Source organism: Candidatus Woesearchaeota archaeon (genome assembly GCA_016188115.1).
Lineage (GTDB): Archaea > Nanobdellota > Nanobdellia > Woesearchaeales > GW2011-AR9 > JACPIK01.
Genome location: JACPIK010000002.1, coordinates 985,123 through 1,003,281 on the forward strand (window position 1 = coordinate 985,123; position 18,159 = coordinate 1,003,281).

The following is an 18,159-nucleotide window of genomic DNA, read 5'->3' on the forward strand; positions in this document are numbered from 1 at the left end:
ACCCAGAATTAAAAATGTTACCTCAGACAAAACTCTATTTCATTCCCGCCAACATCACGCTTGCCAGCAATGCCTCAAGCTGCAAATATTCATCGCTGCCTTCAACCATGCGAAACTCAATCTCACCACATTTGTCAACCAGCTCAACTTTCTTGCGATCAGGAATCGCTAAATGCCAAATTTCTTTGTGAATCTGTTTAATTACATCTGTGCCAGATAACCCATACTCCAGCATCAACTCCAACAATTTTTTACGCGCTTCTGTAAAATTGCCAGCAATCGCAGTTGCTAAAATAGCATTCACTTCTTTAGGTTTAGCCACACTTGCCATGGAATAAATCAGTTCTGGCGTAAGCGATTTTCCCAGCACAGCACAACTCTGCATCACATTCTCTAAGCGGCGACAATCGCCATCACTCACATCAAAGAGAGCTTTTTTAGTATCAGCAGTTAACACAAGCCCTTCATTTTTAGCAACAGTTTCCACAACTTCGATAATCTCTTGCTCTGATAGAGGCTTGAAACGAAATACTGCACAACGGCTCTGAATAGGATCAATAATTTTAGAACTATAATTACAAGATAAAATAAAACGACACGTCTTAGTATAATTTTCCATCGTACGACGCAACGCCTGCTGCGCTTCGCGCGTCAACGCATCACTTTCATCAAGATAAATTATTTTGAATGGGACATTACCAATTGCTTTGGTACGAGCAAAATCTTTCACTTTGACACGAACTACATCAATACCACGTTCATCCGACGCGTTTAATTCCAACGTGTTCTCGCGCCAGCTATCACCAAAAAGTTCGTGTGCAATCACTAACGCCATTGTAGTCTTACCAACGCCAGCAGGACCAGAGAACAACAAATGAGGCATATTACCTGATTTGACTAGAGCTGATACTTTCTCAACAATATCTTTTTGCCCACGAATCTGCGCAAACGTATGCGGTCGATATTTCTCAGTCCAGATAGTAGAATCCATACAACACGCAAACGACAGACAGTTTAAAAGAATTGTGGAAAGGGAAAAGTAGTTCTCATAAAAAGCAACTCAAAACCATCCCGTAATCCAGTGCCAAATCGTTCCCCAAGAAATATCAAACAAAAACACCACCACAAGCATAACCAAAAATGCGATAATCGCAACCTTAACGAGAAATGAAAATATTCTGCCAAAGAAATACAGCAAAATAATCAAAATAATAATACCTACTAACGAAAATGGATCCATAGAAGTCTAAAAATGAGATCTCTATTTATTTCTTTGTCTCCCCTTGAGGTTCCCTTCGATTTTCCGACTGTTGTCCTTCTTTACAGGCTCATTCATCAGATGGACAATTTGTGTCGGGAACGCAATTACGATTCCTGCTTTATTCAATGCCGTATACACTTTCTCTGTCATCTCAATTTTCTTCGCATGCTCTTGATCCCAATGAGGAATCCAAAATGTTAAGCGAAATTTAAGTGCAAAATCCCCCATCTCCATAAATTGGACTTGCGGTACGGGATCTTTAAGCACGCCCAATGTCTTCGACACGACATCAAAGATTGTTTTACGCACTTTTGCAGGATCACTGCCATATTCTACACCAAACATAACTTTAACTCGAACTTTTGTATCAGGTCTAGCATAGTTACGAACACGTGAATTCGCTAAATACCCATTAGGAATATAGATTACTTCATTATCAAATGTAACCATTTTTGTACTGCGTAAACCAATGTCAATAATTGTGCCCAAATCTCCACTTTCAAGACGTACTTTATCTCCAATGTGATACGTCTCATCAAGCAGGAGACTAACACCTCCAAAGAGATTCTTCAACGAATCTTGCAGAGCAAGACCAAGAATAACTCCGCTAATACCTACCCCTGCAAGGTAAGGCGTAATGTCAATATGCCAAATATGTAAAATCCACAAAAATCCTATGAGAATAAAGATAACTTTTGTAACTTTGTGAAGAAGAGGCAGCAAAACCTCATCAATTTTGGTTTCCGTTTTAAGAGCAAGTTGATGACCCCAAGTTTGCACAATCGTGTCTAACAATCGTGACAAGAAAAAGAGAAAAAAGATTGCAAGCAAAGCATCCGTAACTAAAAGTACCCAACTCAACACACCAACATGACGTAACGCCAGTTCAAAACCAGAAGTAAACAGGAAAAGGAAAATCGGCCGTCTAGTCTTCTCAACAAACAAATCATCGAAAAGAGTTTCTGTTTTCTTTGCAAACACTTTTAGATACAACGCAAAGCCCCAAAACACAAGATTAGCCAGCAGTGCAAACGTAAGAATAATCAAAACACCAAAAACATAGGGATTTGTAAGAAATGTACCATAAGGCAACGTACCTACCCATGCTAAAACAGTATCCATCATAGAATATATCAAAAAGAAGATAAAAGAAGAAATTTAAATAAGTTGTGGTGTCAGATTCTTGAAAAACACTTATTCTGCGCCGCCGTCATCAACATTACCAGTTGGAACAGCATTACGAGAAATAACCAGAACATCTCCTACAGCTTTAACCAATTGATGAGGAACGATAACGCCTTTTGCATTTCCTAAAACTCGGCTTAAGAATGAATTCTTCGTTGCACGGATACGCCAGCCAGAAATTTTATTGCCTTGAACAAGACCATCTTCGATATCTCCGAAATAGTCACCAGCATCAGTAAACACCTTAAGATCGTACGTCTCACTCACCCTCTTCATCTTTAACATAATAATCACCTCAAACTAATAGCATGATGAGAGAACCTGACGTTTAAATAGTTTTTGCTGCTGGAGACTTTACTAAAAGGTTAGCATCACAAGAAATAGAGCAGTACTCTATTTCTGTGCAGAAATGAAGCTAGCTTCATTTCTTGCATCAGGTGAGGGTTGAGTAAATAACCCTCGAAAGAGGTCGGGGGGACCACCCCTAGGGGGTCGACCGGTACAGCGAAGAACACGACAAAAACTCCGAAAGATGCTACCTGAAAACAAGCAACGACTTGTTTTCTGTACAGAAATGTGACCAGAATCACATTTCTTGTAACCTAAGTAAAGGCAGGAGAGGAGTACTAATAAGGGGTGAGAGAAGTTAATAAGAACCAGAAAAGAATGAAAATACGTGCCTAATCTCACCCAAACCAAAGTAATAGCTGGCAAGAATGTTACAATCACTTTTATCTTTAAAAAATACAAAGCCCACCACCTTACAGCTGATCTTGAAGAACTTAAAGTACTTCAACAAAAACAAGGTGCTCAGCGAATTGGCAAAGTACTTAATAATGCACTCGAAAAAGAAGAACTAGATCTTCGTTGGCTTAATGTTAAAAATTGGGTTCCTATCCCTTATCAGAATTTTATTGAACATGTCACCAGTTTCTTTCCCAAAGTACTCTTCAATATCATCGAACAAAACCCCTATTTCATTGTAGGGGAACAATTAGTAATGGAATTTAGAATTATACACATCAAAGATCGAGGGTATTACCATGAACACAAAGTCGCTGAAAAGAAAAGTGACGAAGGATCAGACATAGAACACGCTTTGTTTGATATCTCTGGATTATGGCTACTGCAAACTATCGCAGCACCATGGTTTTATCTTAAGAAAATTGATTTTGAATACATTTATCGATATTACCTCCACGAACTTACTCATCACTATGATTTCTCAAACCAGCAGGTAGCCAGAATTCAAGCCGCTCAAAAAGCCAAAGAACCAAAAATACTAGGTCCAAAGCTTCTCTATGGCCAAGCAGAATTCGTAAAGAAGTACACTCGTTACTGTACTGTTCCAGCAGTTCCTTTCATCTATCAATCTATTTTCAATTTACGAATTGAGGGTATCGCTGACTTCAACGTACGACGTGTATCTGGGACTTTTAATATTGAACGAAGTGCACTCAAAGAGTATAATGAGAATTTGATTAATCTCACATTAAAAACAAAAGTACAAGACGCCGAAAGTTTCTATGGAGATAAAGTTGCATATAATCTCACTGCTGGAGGAGAACTAACCAGTGGAAGACAAATGTGCCTATGTATTATGCTCGCAATAGCCAGAATAACAAATATACCCTACAAGCTTCAAGTCGTGATGTGGACCAGAAAAAGACCGTACGAAAACGCCAACAAAGCAAATTGGAACGAACTACTTTCCACCTACAAAACCATCTATGTTACAAATGTTTCTACACAACTCATTGACACTGCCATCGCAAAAATTCAATCTCTCACACCCGAAGGATTTATTGAAGAATATGAAAAAGCCTGTCAAGTTCTTGGTATAACAAAAGAAGAATATAAAGTCATGACCACAAAGCGCATGTTAGGATTACGCCAGCTTGCCATTGATAATTATCTTACACAACGAAAAGCATTGAGAAAGAGAAAAGGATTTGAATAAAAAGAAATGAAAGAAAATTTATTGAATTCCCCGTTCATCAAGATATAATTTTCGTGTAAGAGCGCGAATTTTCTGTCGTAAACTCAACTCTTCCTTTTCGAGTCTATGTAGTTCAGCAATTACTGCTTTATTGTTAGCTCTGGCAACTGGCATCATTCGTGGACCTACCCTTTGAGGAAAACGATATTTCGTTTCACACTGTTTAATTTCTACCAACTTCCCTTCATACTGACGCATTAAATCTTGAAGACCAGCGAGATCATCATGAATTTCCCCAGCTTTTCCCATTTGTTTTTGAAGAACATCTACTCCCTCTTGGAGTTTGCCTAACTCAAACTTTTTTACAGCACCTTTTAAATCATCGCGAGAAAAAAATCCCATCTAATCTTCACCTCTTCTATTCTTCTATCTTAAATATTCTTCTATCTTAAATATTCTTCTATCTTAAATATTCTTCTATCCCAAACAAGTCGCAACTACCATTCTAAATTAACTATCAACCTCCACAACTCTTATAACCTTCTATTCCTCAAACATCCCCATGCCCTACCTTCTCCTAGGAACGTCCCACATCGCGCAACAAAGTATCGATGAGATTAAACACGCAGTAGACTCGTTCCAGCCAGATATCATCGCCGTAGAACTCGACAAAGAACGTGCCCACTCCTTACTCACCAACGCCGAAACGAACATCCCTCTCTCCGCCATACGTGTCATCGGCGTGCGCGGCTATCTCTTTGCCAAGATTGCCCACACCGTTCAACAAAAGCTCGGCAAAAGCATTGGCATTGCGCCAGGAAGCGAAATGAAGACCGCACTCACTCTTGCCAAAGAACAAAAGAAAAATGTTGCTTTAATCGACCAACCTATCCGTATTACTCTCAAAAATTTCTCTAAAACATTAACCTGGAAAGAAAAAGGTCGCTTCGCAATGGATATCATCAAAGGAATTATCTCACCAGAAAAAGAACTCGAAAAATCTGGCTTTAAAGACATCGATTTGCGTAAAGTACCTCAACAAGAATTCATTGAAAAAATGATCGAGCATCTTCGTGTACGTTACCCTTCATTATACAAAGTACTTATCGACGACCGCAACCACTACATGGTTAAAGCATTAGTCAAGATCCTGCGAACACATCCTGAAAAAAAGGTTCTCGTAATCGTGGGAGCAGGACATCTCAAAGGCATGAAAGAACTTTTGCTCAAGATTGAGATCATAACATAATTCTAAATCTATCAATTCAACACTAAAGCTTAAAAGTGAGGGTCTTGCCACTCTTAATATGGAATTACTACATCTTCTCAAGGGCAGTGGATTTGGAATCTATACATTCACACCAATGACGCAAGACCTCGTTCCAGCACTCGAACGAAAAATAGCATTAGGAGATGAACTTACTCCTCGGGAAGTAGAAAAAGCAACATTGGCATTTGGATTAATACCTACTAAAAATGCTGGATATCTCCCTTCTCAAAATTACAAAGAGTGCGGCAGACTAGAAGGTATTAGTCTTGAATTTGAATTTCCTATTAACCAAGATTACAAATATGGCGATTTATATCTCTTTAAATCAACTATTTTTGGAGAAAGTGAACGAATTGCAACTTTTCGAATTCGAACAGTAAACGGGTATAAAGCACCCGATGAACTCGATTTGAGAGTTCAAGAATCTGGAAAAGGTGAAAAAACACCAATACAAGGATTACAACCACTAACACTTATCACACGTTGCCAAGAAGAGATTACCCAATATGGAATAGCTCAAGTTCATCTTCTAAAAAGTATTCTAAGATTGTACCAACATACCAATTCACCTACGCCTCTTTCTCCTGTTGAAGATGAGTTTGGAGAGTTAGATTTAGGAGAAGAACCACCAATAGCAAACATCCGAACAATTTGTTAACAAACCAACACAAAATAGTCCAAATTCTTATAAAAAACAGCCCATTTTAAGCACTTGGTAGTAATGGCAGGAAGCTTACGCAGACTGTTCGTAAAAAGTGATTAGAAACCATGTCGTGAGGTTGAGCATCAATGCGAAACCTCACTTGAATGTAATTTTTGATCAAACTTTTACGAACGTAAAAGTTTGTGAGGAAAGTCCGTCCACCATCAAAAAGCCACTTGCTGCAAAGCAGAGGGGGAAATCCCCTAGCTCTGGACCAGAAACGACACGTCCTACGAACCATGGAATGAGATAGCGACGGACTTGGCGACAAGACCCTAGATAACCTGTCGACGTCTTCGTAGGGACCGATGAAACGGCGAAACTTTCCCAAAGACCTGATCTTTGGAAAGTCCCAAAGGACTTGTCCTTTGAGGACTTTGGCTGGTGCAAGTGCGTATGCACGCGTTAGTAGAATGCTTCCAATGCCATCGCAAACTCAATGAAGTTTGTTTGGGCATAACACAAGGCGGCTTACGCCATTCTACCACCTTTTTCTTTTCTGCTAACCTTCTCTGCCAAAAGATATATAAAACACCACCCCTACAAACAGAATATGTCAGACCCAGTCCGTATGCCTTCAGGCCAAGGTGGTTTAGTTCGTTACACTGAAGAATCAACAACTAAACTCAAATTTAGTCCCGCAACTATCGTAGCCATTGCTATTTTAATCATGGCGATTATAATCTTACTTAATGTCTTTGGCATGAAAATATTTACCTAAATTCAAGAATTTTCTTAATTAAAGATTTTTGTAATATCAACGACGCCTACTACTGTTTTTCCAAAGTCGCCTACCCCTACACGCACAGCCCCATTTGAACCAACAATATCAGTAGTCAGTGTTCCCTTGGCAAGCACCGCATCATCAGGTTCTTTCACACGATAAAACAAGTTTATCCCGCCAACCTCTAATTGAATATCTCCTTCACCAGTAACATATGCTAAAGAAACCGCATCAAAAGGAGTAACAACGACTGCATTCTCACGAATAGTAAGACTAGGAACTAGCCCTTCCACCACGGTTTGTAATGATGTTTCTTGAGGAACAAGAGCAATAGCCGTATCCTCGACGCGAGTAAAATGAGTTGGAACTGAAGAATCAAGTGTATCAGCATTATCACTAACACGACCACTTTGAGCAGAACCCCGAATCGATTCATCTTCAAAAGTAAACTCTGTAACATCAAGAACCCCTTGTTTAATTTTCATCATGCCTGGTGCTACTTCTACTTGTGATCTTGGATCAGAAGATCGAAATTGCGTGGATGCTTGTTGCATTTGAATATCTCCTTGAATTATTGCGCGACTTCCCACCTCAACATCGACGGGGACTAAAGATGATCCTACTCGTTCTACACGAATAACTCCCCCTTCGAGCAAAAAGATCTTATCCCCTGAATTAACATCAAGAGTTTTGCCTTCATGCGCAAATGTTGAAGCATGAGCAACCGTAAGTTCAAAACCATCAGAACGGGAAATAATACTTGAACCTTCGAGTGAATTAACATTCATATCTATCCCTACAGATCCATGGCGTAAGACCCCCGAACCATATGTTGTTTGCTCATCAAAAGTTGCAGCGCTAAATCCATATTGATCAATAAAATTCTCTGAAAGAGCCTGGGTGGAATCAGCAGAATCGGGAGCAGGAACAATTGGTTCAACATCATCGCCAAATACAAATGAACCAAAAGACAAAAGCAATATACCTAATAATACCACCAATTGTTTAAGATTCATTGTTGTATCTCCCCCGCATTAAATTGACCCGCAAACAGAAATCCCAATGGACGATAATTAATCAAAGAAGAGTTGTCTGTAATTAAAACCAAATAAGTATCATTTCCCAAAAGAGAGATATCATAAGTAACATTTTGCTCAACTAACGAAAGAGCATCAAGTGTGCCGTTATTGACGGCAAGTTGTGAAACAAAAAGTGATGCCGCATCGATCATGGATTTAAAATGAAGCATAAAAGGAGAGGGAGAAAAATCGGAGATTTCTCTTGCCATCTCTCCATGACGTACTTCAACTGGCCAGTTAACTGTAAACAAAACGTGCTCTTCTGCCAAATTTACATCTACAGTAGGTGGATCAAGAGGAGTAACCTCTATTCCTTCAAAAAGAGAATTATAATCTAAGAGAGATGTCGTCTCAACAGAACGAGAATTAGGAGAAGAATCAGAAGTATTTCGAGAGAATGAAGAGGAAGAAGAAGAAGAATTAGAGACAAAATGAATGCAATCAACAACTCGTTTTTGAACCATAAGCTCCAATGTGTCTTCAACCTGCGTAGCATTAGGCATAAGAGAAGTGTCATTATAAAATAAATAATTACTATCAAATAACACATCATCATAATAGGGTCCAACAAGACGATCTTTGCCGCCGTAATAACCCACAGTAATCAGAGAACGCGCAGCAACATCTTCAACACAATTCGAGACAGTTTGCTCAACCAAAGCAGTATCATACGCAAGTTGAACCTGCTGATCAGAGTTAACGGGAGAATGCTTTTGTTGAATCGCCCCAATGAAAATGAACATAACAAGTAAAACAACAAGACCAAGAACCATAAAAACACTGATCTGCCCCTTTTTCTTCATAATACGAATAAGAACAACTAAGTTTATAAAAATAACCTGATTTGTCCCTAGATATGATGCCCGGAATGAACCCTCGACAAATGCAACAGATGATGAAACGCATGGGAATAAACCAAGCTGAGCTTGAAGTAACCCAAGTCATCATGAAACTTGAAAACGGCAAAGAACTTGTTTTTCCAAATCCTTCTGTTTCAAAAATAAATATGATGGGACAACAAACCTATCAATTAACCGGAGAAGTTATAGAACGTGAATCGTCTGCCACGCCAACAATTGCAGAAGACGACATTAAAACAGTCATGGAACAAGCAAAAGTCTCCAGAGAAACAGCGCTTCAAGCAATAAAAGACGCAGAAGGCGATCTAGCCCAAGCAATTATGGACTTAAGTAGTGAGAAAGAGTAAGTGAGCTAATTCATGAATAACTACGCCCCTTATTATCAAAAAGCTCAAGAACAATATCGCATCGCAGCCCATCTTCTCGAAGTTACTTATCCTTTGATGAAAGATACTAAACTGCTCATGGGGATTTGCGCAAACATTCTAAATTGCCTTGAACAATGCTCTACAGCGATTCTAAATTATGAATATCAACAAGGCTTAATCAAAGTTCTTCCAATCACTCTTAATCAAAAAATCTCCATGATCCAAACATTTTCCCCTTCAAAAAATAAAATACCACCAAACATTCTGACTTTAACCAGAGATCTTGCTGAGCTTAAAGAGCTCCACGCCAAAAGCCCAGTTGAATTCTCTCGTAATGGTAAATTTGTCATTTGCAGTAAAGAGTTTGATCTCAAAACTTTAAGCATTGAAGATCTGCGAAAATATCTAGAAATGACTGAAAAATATCTTGCCATTGCCAGCTCAATTTGCCATCATAAGAGCAGTTAAAGCGAAACACATAAAAAGGGCAGTTCCTTTCTTCTCTACTTATCAGGGGTTACTGCCAGCCATGAATGAGAACGAGTATTTACAAGAAGCACGTGAAGAATTAAAACGACTCGAACACATTATTTACGTAAGCCTCAAGTATACCCGTACAGTCGATGTTATTCTCAATGCCCTTAATCGAATGGTAGGAACCTATGACCTTATCGTTGAAGCATTTCTGGAAAAAGCGCGTGAGGAAGGTCGTATTGACGCACTACCAAAAAGTCCCGCTTTACGCGCCAAAAAAGCAGGAGAACTTTTTGAAAACGACATACAACTTCAAAAATATCTCCAATTCTATACCTATCTTAAAACAATTCTTAATCTCCCTCATGAAAAACGTGAAGAATACCGTCGGCATGTAACTCTGATTGTAATTATGGAAAACTCCACAACCGAAATAAAAATTGATAATCTCACCAATGCAGAAAAATATGTGCACGCATTCTTAAACTATGCTTGGATTCAGATCACCGGCAAACCTGAAAAAGATGAAGATGATTTGTAAGTTATGGTTATTACAACTCTCGACTTTTACCGACAAGCAATACAATTTGCAAACGAGCTAGTGACAAAGTTAGAAGGAATAGGTATTCGTGTTGATGAATTTCCCATTGACCACATTTGTTATCGTGTTCCTAGCGTAGAAGAATATGGTGATATGAAAGAATTTCTTGCAAAGCAAGGAACACTTCTTGTTGAGACACCTATTAATGGACGACCGATTTCAACCTATAAACTTACAGCCCCAGTTCAGTATGATAACCCTTCCGGCTTTACCATTCCCTGTATTGAACTCCCTGCTCCCAAAACAGGCAGGACTCATGCGCAAGGTTTTGAACATGCTGAATTTGTGGTACCTTCAGCAGATAGATTTGCTCAAATGTATCCCCAGCATACATTCAAAACAGATAATCCTGGTGGGAATAATCTTACGCTAAGCTTAGATCTTGATTGGTTCGTAGCAAAATTTCATGAACAACCATTAGAAGTAGTAATACAACGTGAATTAGCACAAATTCTAGAAAAAAGACCAACCTAGACAATACCCCACAATAACCTTTTTATAATCCTTTTCTCTACCTAGACAGATGGATTTGAAACAAATCGTTGAACGTAAATCACTTCTCCAACACCCATTTTATCGGCTTTGGCTAGCCGGACGTCTTCCTAAAGAAGCATTGCAAAAATATACTCAACAATATTTTCAACTTGTAGACCATCTACCGCGGTTTATTAGTACGCTTCATTCTCATTGTAATAACGAATATACCCGTAAAATTCTCTTAATTAACCTCATGGAAGAAGAATTGGGCGAAAACAATGGAGGCACATCTCACTCGCAACTCTGGCTTGATTTTGCCCAAGAAATGGGTGTAGGCGACCATGAAATCCACTCCACCATTCTTCTACCTGAAACAAAACAAGTCATTGAACTTATTTATGCCTATTGTCACCATTCTTTAAGTGAAGGTGCAGCGGCACTCTATGCTTACGAATCGCAAGTGCCGCAGATAGCTCAAGAAAAATTAGTTGCCCTTCAACAACACTATGAATTAAGTTCACCGAAAGCCTTACGTTTCTTTGAAGTCCACAAAACTGCCGACATTAAACACGGCAATGTTTGGAAACATTTTGCGCAACAAACCACAAATCCTATGCCAGAAGAAAATGCTGCTCGTGCTGTGTCCGAAGGTTTATGGAAAATGTTTGACGCCATGTATGCTGAATTTGTACCTATGGACATTAAAACAGTTTGTTGAAAATCCCAACAAATTAACAAAGTTTTATTCCAAAAAACCACAAAGATAAAAAAAAACAAGTGTTAATTTCTCGTTAAATTTATTTCTACATTTATTCTTGTCCATCAGTCACATTTATTCGTAACCGATTGGTAAGTTGTGGCCAGAATTCTTTTCCTCCACCAACTGCTTCAATACGTTGAACACGCAAATCATCTGTGGCAGTACAGACGAACGGAGATTCACCCGCAACAGCTTCAAACGCATCAACTTTTGCCGCAGACGGAAAGTCCATACGATCTGGTCGCAAGTATTCACAAATTGGCGTTGAGAAACCTTCAAATTCAGCAACCAACGCTTCTTTGGCATTATCAATGCCCTGTTTTTCTAGAACTGCTCGTACTCGTCGATCTTCTTGTTCAAGCAAGTAAACTTGATATAAATTTTGCGCATTTTGAACAAATTTACTATTTTCAGAAAGTTCCGGCTCATCTTCAAAGAGTGAAAGAATTGTCCCAAACGGATCATCAAGAAAACTCTCCCAACGAGTAGGATTAACCAATACTCCATCAGGACCATAGATCACTGCATTCAAAGCAGCAGAATACCATAACCGCGCGCCAGGCGCAAATTCCTCGATTCCATCACAGCGAACAAAATCAGAGGGATTTTCCGGATTTTGATCAGGACAAACTTGATTCACTTTATCCGCCGGAACATTAAGGGTTTGTAAAAACGAATTCACATCAGCAAGATCACGATTAAGCGACGTAGCAAAAGCAACTTTTTCACCATCATCAACGGTGTATTTCAAAACACATACATTGTTAATACAAGTATTCTCCTCATCAGCAATTAAAGTAGGATTGTTTACTTCGTTAAAACACACCGAACGACCGGCATCTGGCTGTTGCCGACCTGGACCTTGTGCCCGTTGACCAGAGGCTTGGTCCTGAGTGCCACCAAGCAAACCTGGTTTATCACCTTCATCAAGGAAAAGATCACGATACGAACCACACGAAATAGTGTACGGATTTTCACCAGCTACTTCTACCAGCTTTTGTGCTAAAAACCGCGTTCTCGATGTCCAATTCCCTTTAAGACAATAGTGATCAAAAAGTGAATCGCCATTGTTTACACATAAAGGTGTCTTCCCTTGATAGAATTGGTCAATAACACTAAGTTCCTCTCCTTCTTGAGGAGTTTCAAGACTTGTTTCACCTAATGAATTCAGAACAAAACATTGATCTGCATCAGGACAGGACCCTTGCTCTTGATGATTCCAATCATAGAGCATTTTGCTAAAGACCCAATTACCATCAATACAACGATACTCTGCCTCACCGGCAATCCCTTCTTTTGTAAACGTGTCTGTGCGCATATTGGAAATACACGCAAACCCATTCCAACATGACCCTTCAGGACAACAAGAAGACGCCTGCATTAATGTAACACCGAACTCTTGATCGAATTCGCGAGGCGTATGAATATCATTATACTCAGTAGGACTCATTGCTCCTTTAAGTTCTAAAAGAGGCTGACTTACAAAACAATTAACCTCATCTGTAATAATAATTATTGAGACCCATTTGTCATCTGCTTTAGCTTCTTGAGGTAAAGTGCGAATTATTCCTTCTGGCACGTCTGGAGCAGTATCAACTTGTTCACTATCCAGAATTTCTTGAGTAATAAAACCCCATTGGCCTAAAACTTCCCTATTATCTGATTTTTCATTATCAAATGCAATTAAAACATTAACATTATTGATGTCGCAGGTACTTTTAACACTGGCAATATAGTTTGGTGCCGGTCTGCCTTCAAGACGTGGTGCAAGAGCAATTTTCTTTGAGACCAATGCACGTGTCCCTCGTCGTGTTGTTTGAAATACTCTCTCCCCCGTATCTTGCGTAATAGTAGTTATACCTTCAGCATCAAAACCACTAAACTGATCGCCGTCAAGAACATCGGAAAGTTGATACCATCCATCAGGCAACTCTGCATCCCCCTGTAATTGGGTATCATCGCCATCAATAGTGCCATCACAATCATTGTCGATACCATCACCCACTTCCGTTGCACCAGGATTAATCTCCCGAATAGTATCATCACAATCCTGATCCGCAGCATACAGATCGCCATCTATGTCGGAAGTAACTTTACAGGAAATAAAAGATTCGTACTCCTCTGTTGCATCTTCACAACTTGAAAAGTGAGAATTGTCTCCTACTCCTGACATTGCTAAAACGCATCCCTCATCTTTGCTTTGTTTAAATTCGCACTTTGATTCTTGAATAGCGCTAAGACACACAGGAATCGTATAAGCAGGATCAGCACTCACTATGGGATTTACCCCATACTTTGGTCTTGCCCCATGAGAATTCGTCATCGCATGCAAATACGCCACGGGTGAAAATTTACCACTGCATTGATTAGAAAGTTGGGAAAGAACAACACCGTCCTCAGTTTTATCACTGCAACACACCTTGTAATCATAATTTTCACAACGAGATCCTTCGATAGACTGTGTTGGCATCTCTGCATGTGCATTCGTTTGATCAGAAAGACACAACACCAGCGTTTCAACATCAGGTTCACACGACTCTTTAACTTCACACTGAAGTTGAGCGTTCACACTAAGGGAGAGAACCAAAACCAGTACCAGCAGCAATGTTGTGTATATCCTCATAGTTTAATAATTCATATAATTAAATACAATAACAGTAGGCAGTCACATCTCCATCGAATGTACTATCTACATCCCAAAGAAATGTACACCCTTTCTTATCATTATTAACATTACAAAATCCTACATCTTCCTCTTCCCAGACTCTTTCTTTCATGATAGAGCAACCAATAGCAACCTTGCTTTCACGACAATTACTAGAAAATGACTCCCTACCCCCATAATCTTGGTCATCAACACTATTAGGAGGTGCTGGTATCTTTACGATTTCCATACCATCTATTCGTTCTGTTATTAAACCATTTACCCTCTCATCTAACCCATCAATTTGACCAATTGAATGACCGGGATTACTTGGCAAATGACTATCTGCAAAAACAAAAACACCCACGATAGCAATAGCCAATACAACCAATGTCCAAAACTTTCCTTTTGTAATATTTATTTCAAGTTTCATGATATCACCTTCATATTTATTGAGGAGCTGCCGCATCCGCAGCAGGTTCTTGATTTTCAGCAGGAGGTTGAGCAGCAGGTTCTTCTTCTGGAGGAGATTCTGGTACGGGTTCGGCAGGAGGTTGTTCTTGTGACACCTCTGCTTCTTGTTGAGCTTCTGCGTCATCAACATTCTCCAGATCTACCGTTGCTCGTCTGTTAAATCGTTTCTCTAAATGAGCATTATAAAGTAAATTGCGACCAGGCACAACCGTACTGGTATAACGACGCTGGGATGGACTAACTTCCCCTTCCCTCTTAAACGTCATTTCTTTACTTTGAGGATCAGTAGTATACGTAAACCCAGGCAAAGGTTGATCGTGCCAACTGCCATCAGTGCCGCAGAAATACGCTTCAAACACTTCACCTTCCTCGACTTCATTCTCAGTAAGACTCACCACACGACACATATTCTCTGCCTCATTTTGTTGAATTGGCACAACCATCTCAGCAGAGATTTCAGGGATTATAGCTTCTCCGCAAGTATAAAACTCACCTTTCTGATACAAAATATTTTGTTTAACTTGCCGTGCTTCAAGCCAGCCACCTTTACCATACACCGGAGTTGGTTTATCAATTAAAATCTCCATTCTTTCATTACCATCATCACCATCAAGCAAACGTACATAATACAAATTATACTGTGTAGGATGAAGATTAGTGATAGTATAAGGAGGTTCACCAGGCAACGCATAGACACATTTCTCTGATGTACACGCTTGTGTAATGATTCCACCATTATTATAATCTGCAATATAATGATGCTCTCGACCTATATCATCAACATTTGCCATAACATACACTTCTTTAACACCTTCAACATCAGCTTTCGTAATACTTCTTTTCACAAGAGCAGGATTTTCACCAGCAGCAGGAATAGAAAAATAAACATCTGCCGAATAAGAAGAGGGATTTCCATCCCAATTAACAGTTTTACTCGTTACTTTTGCAGAAACAAAACGAGGATCAATACGAATCGATGTAAGAAGATAAGGAGAGGTATCTGTAGAAATTGACGTCCAATCAATTAATATTGGCTCAAAACCAACCCCTTCTCCAGTTATAGTAGCAGAAACTTGATACGTTTTAGGTTCATACCTCCATATACTTATCCCTGATATAACTCTATATTGCACTAATGATGTAGTCTCCCCTGCAGCAATCTTTTGTGAGTTCCAACAACCAGATTCGCCATTGCCTGCAGAATATTCCCCACTATCATCACCACAACACATCACGGGATCAGCAAGAGCACCTTCCTCTGTATTTTCAATCCACGCATGTTCTCCTAAATTTGCATTACAAATCTCATCACCGCGAACTCCCGCAGCACGTTGTACTTGGTCAACATCATCAAGCCACGCAAACGTACGATGAGCTGTGCCAACACAAATTGGATTTTTCACATTACGATCAGTGTCAACAAGACGCGGACTTGTAATTGTAAAAGAAACTGACTCCAAAGTAGGGAGAAATAAGATTTTTTCAACATCAAGCCAATTACCTACCGGAATTTGTACATGCATTGGTGTCACACTACCTGATTCGCTAGACTCTAGAGTAATTCCATTTGTAACATAAGGTAAAATGTTTCCCTGAAAATAAGTGCCGTGTTTACCAGAAATAGTCATGATCAGCTGTGTTTGCTCAGGTACCTCACCTGTAAACGTAAGATAAAAATCAAGCAATTCATACCCAGTAAAATCAAATCCAGCAGGATTAGGACCATAAAATTGTTCATAATTGTCATTCAAACGAATCTGAGTACTGGTTTGCCCCTCAACTTGCTCATCCAAAGGCAAGGAATATACTCCTTCTCCCCGAATACGTGTTTTAACCGTATTCTCAACATGTGAACCATCGATAGAACATTGCGCCCAACTATATCGATTTCCCTCTTTATAACAGAGAAATCCTGCAGATTTAGCAAGATCACTTGCAAGATCAACATTACCTAATTTAAGAGATTCACCCACATTGGAAGCACCACACGCAACAAATGAATCAACATTAGAAACAACATCATAGGGTTCGCTGCCAGGCTTATGTATAGTTAAAATTTTGAATGAGTTAAGTCCTGCTTGCAACCAACACCATTCTCCTTCGCAAAGAGATCCACTTCCCCCTGCAGCACCCACCATCTGTTTGTTAACACAGATAAACGCGTCACTATCCGACCCTACTGTTGCAATACGACCAACATCATCAATACCATTATTTCCACAACAATTGACTGCGCCGACCTCTTGTTGTTCACCAGCATTATCTAACCACGCATAACCATTTTCATCAGATTCGCATTGATCTTTATTTTGATCGCATTTACCGCCGAGATCACAACTCAATTCATTTGAAATCCAAGTATATTCATCACCACTTTTCTCACAAAACCACGCATGAGTCGCTTTCTGAGTATCACCAAAATTAGTATGAATTATATTATCAGGATTTGAAGGATCTTGCTCCTCTGTATAAGGGATAAATTTGCCAACATGCTGCTCATCACAAATATACCAGAGATTTTCTTCCTGCTTGTTAGGAAGACAGACAAATGCTCGTTCTTGACCAGCAGTGCTAAAAGGATATTTTTCAAATGGGCAGAGAGCATTCATTCCTGATTGGATATCATCTACCGAGGGTTTATCAGCTTCTGATGCAATGTAATCATTTCCTATAAAATTTTGAATCATAGAAATTATAGAGTTCCCCCTATCTTGAGGTGCTCCACCCTCAACTGACTGTGCAGCTCCGTCTCCAAAAAAATTTAAACCATTTATTGGCTGCGAATCAACAACTCTTTCTATAGGAATAAACCAACCAGCACAATCATCCCTATATTCTGCCTTTTTCTTATCATCATCATCGTCACTATCATCTGCGTCTATGCCATAATCATATTCTGCAGAGAGAAAGTAACACCCTTCATTCACTTTTTTAGGAAGATTTTGAAAATGACAAATGGCTTGATCCCAAGTATATGTGAAGTCACAAGCCATGGTGGTATCACAATCATTTCCTTCCACACTATCTGCATGATTCGGAAATCTAACATTAAAGTACCCTTCATGAACATTGCTATACGGAATTCCAAATTCAACACTTTCTCCTGGAGTACAACCCTCTTTTGCATCGTCATCAATGCCACCAACGCCTAAAGCCCAAGCGTATTTCAATCCAGTTGCTTCATCAATGTATTCTCTTTCCGGCCAAGCACTTCCCGGTTCAGTTCCAGTAAGCGGCAACGACCCAACAACAGACGTAATCAAAGCCAGAACTAGCACTATCCAAACAATACCTCTTTTTGTGTACATCTAAGAAGAATGGATGGATAGAAGGTATATAA

At 39.4% G+C, this 18,159-nt stretch carries 19 protein-coding genes; 9 read left to right on the forward strand and 10 right to left on the reverse strand.

The features are described from left to right. Nucleotides 1-34: 34 nt before the first annotated feature. The 4 genes from HYV86_05275 to HYV86_05290 all read right to left on the reverse strand — a co-directional run bounded on the left by HYV86_05275 (nucleotide 35) and on the right by HYV86_05290 (nucleotide 2,731). Nucleotides 35-991: a replication factor C small subunit gene (locus tag HYV86_05275; GenBank protein MBI2573246.1), complete on the reverse strand. Its 957-nt coding sequence runs from the start codon at nucleotides 989-991 to the stop codon at nucleotides 35-37. Nucleotides 992-1,060: 69 nt separating this feature from the next. After that, nucleotides 1,061-1,240: a hypothetical protein gene (locus HYV86_05280; protein ID MBI2573247.1), complete on the reverse strand. Its 180-nt coding sequence runs from the start codon at nucleotides 1,238-1,240 to the stop codon at nucleotides 1,061-1,063. Nucleotides 1,241-1,261: 21 nt separating this feature from the next. After that, complete coding sequence (locus tag HYV86_05285) at nucleotides 1,262-2,386, reverse strand: mechanosensitive ion channel family protein (protein MBI2573248.1); 1,125 nt, start codon at nucleotides 2,384-2,386, stop codon at nucleotides 1,262-1,264. Nucleotides 2,387-2,455: 69 nt separating this feature from the next. Continuing rightward, nucleotides 2,456-2,731 (reverse strand): PRC-barrel domain-containing protein, encoded by a 276-nt coding sequence (locus tag HYV86_05290; protein MBI2573249.1) that lies wholly within the window; start codon nucleotides 2,729-2,731, stop codon nucleotides 2,456-2,458. A gap of 391 nt (nucleotides 2,732-3,122) precedes the next feature. Here HYV86_05290 and HYV86_05295 point away from each other — a divergent pair, with 391 nt between their 5' ends. Next, the gene (locus HYV86_05295; GenBank protein MBI2573250.1) at nucleotides 3,123-4,406 is read left to right on the forward strand and encodes a hypothetical protein; all 1,284 of its coding nucleotides are present in this window, start codon (nucleotides 3,123-3,125) and stop codon (nucleotides 4,404-4,406) included. A gap of 18 nt (nucleotides 4,407-4,424) precedes the next feature. On the opposite strand, the gene HYV86_05300 is transcribed toward HYV86_05295, so the two are convergent. Next, entirely contained in the window at nucleotides 4,425-4,787 is a 363-nt protein-coding gene (locus tag HYV86_05300) for a hypothetical protein (GenBank protein MBI2573251.1), read from the reverse strand. 160 nt (nucleotides 4,788-4,947) lie between these two features. On the opposite strand from HYV86_05300, the gene HYV86_05305 reads away from it, so the two are divergent. The 3 genes from HYV86_05305 to HYV86_05315 all read left to right on the forward strand — a co-directional run bounded on the left by HYV86_05305 (nucleotide 4,948) and on the right by HYV86_05315 (nucleotide 7,079). Beyond that, nucleotides 4,948-5,634 (forward strand): TraB/GumN family protein, encoded by a 687-nt coding sequence (locus tag HYV86_05305; protein MBI2573252.1) that lies wholly within the window; start codon nucleotides 4,948-4,950, stop codon nucleotides 5,632-5,634. A gap of 58 nt (nucleotides 5,635-5,692) precedes the next feature. Then, entirely contained in the window at nucleotides 5,693-6,313 is a 621-nt protein-coding gene (locus HYV86_05310) for a hypothetical protein (GenBank protein MBI2573253.1), read from the forward strand. A 598-nt stretch (nucleotides 6,314-6,911) separates the two neighbouring features. Then, nucleotides 6,912-7,079, forward strand: a complete 168-nt coding sequence (locus HYV86_05315) for a preprotein translocase subunit Sec61beta (protein MBI2573254.1) — start codon at nucleotides 6,912-6,914, stop codon at nucleotides 7,077-7,079. Nucleotides 7,080-7,093: 14 nt separating this feature from the next. Here the strand turns inward: HYV86_05315 and HYV86_05320 are convergent, their stop codons facing one another. Together HYV86_05320 and HYV86_05325 are read right to left on the reverse strand one after the other, a co-directional pair. Further along, nucleotides 7,094-8,098: a hypothetical protein gene (locus tag HYV86_05320; GenBank protein ID MBI2573255.1), complete on the reverse strand. Its 1,005-nt coding sequence runs from the start codon at nucleotides 8,096-8,098 to the stop codon at nucleotides 7,094-7,096. Then, nucleotides 8,095-8,964: a hypothetical protein gene (locus HYV86_05325; GenBank protein ID MBI2573256.1), complete on the reverse strand. Its 870-nt coding sequence runs from the start codon at nucleotides 8,962-8,964 to the stop codon at nucleotides 8,095-8,097. The genes HYV86_05320 and HYV86_05325 overlap by 4 nt, the downstream gene beginning before the upstream one ends. Nucleotides 8,965-9,017: 53 nt before the next feature. Between HYV86_05325 and HYV86_05330 the strand changes: the two genes are divergently transcribed. From HYV86_05330 to HYV86_05350, 5 genes are all read left to right on the forward strand, one after another. Next, nucleotides 9,018-9,368: a nascent polypeptide-associated complex protein gene (locus tag HYV86_05330; GenBank protein MBI2573257.1), complete on the forward strand. Its 351-nt coding sequence runs from the start codon at nucleotides 9,018-9,020 to the stop codon at nucleotides 9,366-9,368. Between the two features lie 12 nt (nucleotides 9,369-9,380). Then, on the forward strand, nucleotides 9,381-9,857 hold the full coding sequence (locus HYV86_05335) for a hypothetical protein (protein MBI2573258.1): 477 nt from the start codon (nucleotides 9,381-9,383) through the stop codon (nucleotides 9,855-9,857). Between the two features lie 61 nt (nucleotides 9,858-9,918). Next, complete coding sequence (locus HYV86_05340; protein ID MBI2573259.1) at nucleotides 9,919-10,404, forward strand: hypothetical protein; 486 nt, start codon at nucleotides 9,919-9,921, stop codon at nucleotides 10,402-10,404. 3 nt (nucleotides 10,405-10,407) lie between these two features. After that, nucleotides 10,408-10,938, forward strand: coding sequence for a VOC family protein (locus tag HYV86_05345; protein ID MBI2573260.1), 531 nt, complete (start codon nucleotides 10,408-10,410; stop codon nucleotides 10,936-10,938). A gap of 49 nt (nucleotides 10,939-10,987) precedes the next feature. Continuing rightward, nucleotides 10,988-11,659 (forward strand): CADD family putative folate metabolism protein, encoded by a 672-nt coding sequence (locus HYV86_05350; GenBank protein ID MBI2573261.1) that lies wholly within the window; start codon nucleotides 10,988-10,990, stop codon nucleotides 11,657-11,659. 91 nt (nucleotides 11,660-11,750) lie between these two features. On the opposite strand, the gene HYV86_05355 is transcribed toward HYV86_05350, so the two are convergent. From HYV86_05355 to HYV86_05365, 3 genes are all read right to left on the reverse strand, one after another. After that, nucleotides 11,751-14,270, reverse strand: coding sequence for a putative metal-binding motif-containing protein (locus HYV86_05355; protein ID MBI2573262.1), 2,520 nt, complete (start codon nucleotides 14,268-14,270; stop codon nucleotides 11,751-11,753). Between the two features lie 73 nt (nucleotides 14,271-14,343). Beyond that, nucleotides 14,344-14,778 carry a hypothetical protein gene (locus HYV86_05360; protein ID MBI2573263.1) on the reverse strand — a complete coding sequence of 145 codons (435 nt, stop codon included), beginning with the start codon at nucleotides 14,776-14,778 and terminating at the stop codon, nucleotides 14,344-14,346. Nucleotides 14,779-14,794: 16 nt separating this feature from the next. Further along, nucleotides 14,795-18,127, reverse strand: coding sequence for a hypothetical protein (locus HYV86_05365; protein ID MBI2573264.1), 3,333 nt, complete (start codon nucleotides 18,125-18,127; stop codon nucleotides 14,795-14,797). Nucleotides 18,128-18,159: the final 32 nt, after the last annotated feature.

Excerpts from the sequence above, each read along its gene's own strand:
- HYV86_05275 (MBI2573246.1), bottom strand. The coding sequence starts at position 991 with ATGGATTCTACTATCTGGACTGAGAAATATCGACCGCATACGTTTGCG.
- HYV86_05280 (MBI2573247.1), bottom strand. The coding sequence starts at position 1,240 with ATGGATCCATTTTCGTTAGTAGGTATTATTATTTTGATTATTTTGCTG.
- HYV86_05285 (MBI2573248.1), bottom strand. The coding sequence starts at position 2,386 with ATGATGGATACTGTTTTAGCATGGGTAGGTACGTTGCCTTATGGTACA.
- HYV86_05290 (MBI2573249.1), bottom strand. The coding sequence starts at position 2,731 with ATGTTAAAGATGAAGAGGGTGAGTGAGACGTACGATCTTAAGGTGTTT.
- HYV86_05300 (MBI2573251.1), bottom strand. The coding sequence starts at position 4,787 with ATGGGATTTTTTTCTCGCGATGATTTAAAAGGTGCTGTAAAAAAGTTT.
- HYV86_05305 (MBI2573252.1), top strand. The coding sequence starts at position 4,948 with ATGCCCTACCTTCTCCTAGGAACGTCCCACATCGCGCAACAAAGTATC.
- HYV86_05310 (MBI2573253.1), top strand. The coding sequence starts at position 5,693 with ATGGAATTACTACATCTTCTCAAGGGCAGTGGATTTGGAATCTATACA.
- HYV86_05315 (MBI2573254.1), top strand. The coding sequence starts at position 6,912 with ATGTCAGACCCAGTCCGTATGCCTTCAGGCCAAGGTGGTTTAGTTCGT.
- HYV86_05320 (MBI2573255.1), bottom strand. The coding sequence starts at position 8,098 with ATGAATCTTAAACAATTGGTGGTATTATTAGGTATATTGCTTTTGTCT.
- HYV86_05325 (MBI2573256.1), bottom strand. The coding sequence starts at position 8,964 with ATGAAGAAAAAGGGGCAGATCAGTGTTTTTATGGTTCTTGGTCTTGTT.
- HYV86_05330 (MBI2573257.1), top strand. The coding sequence starts at position 9,018 with ATGATGCCCGGAATGAACCCTCGACAAATGCAACAGATGATGAAACGC.
- HYV86_05335 (MBI2573258.1), top strand. The coding sequence starts at position 9,381 with ATGAATAACTACGCCCCTTATTATCAAAAAGCTCAAGAACAATATCGC.
- HYV86_05340 (MBI2573259.1), top strand. The coding sequence starts at position 9,919 with ATGAATGAGAACGAGTATTTACAAGAAGCACGTGAAGAATTAAAACGA.
- HYV86_05345 (MBI2573260.1), top strand. The coding sequence starts at position 10,408 with ATGGTTATTACAACTCTCGACTTTTACCGACAAGCAATACAATTTGCA.
- HYV86_05350 (MBI2573261.1), top strand. The coding sequence starts at position 10,988 with ATGGATTTGAAACAAATCGTTGAACGTAAATCACTTCTCCAACACCCA.
- HYV86_05360 (MBI2573263.1), bottom strand. The coding sequence starts at position 14,778 with ATGAAACTTGAAATAAATATTACAAAAGGAAAGTTTTGGACATTGGTT.
- HYV86_05365 (MBI2573264.1), bottom strand. The coding sequence starts at position 18,127 with ATGTACACAAAAAGAGGTATTGTTTGGATAGTGCTAGTTCTGGCTTTG.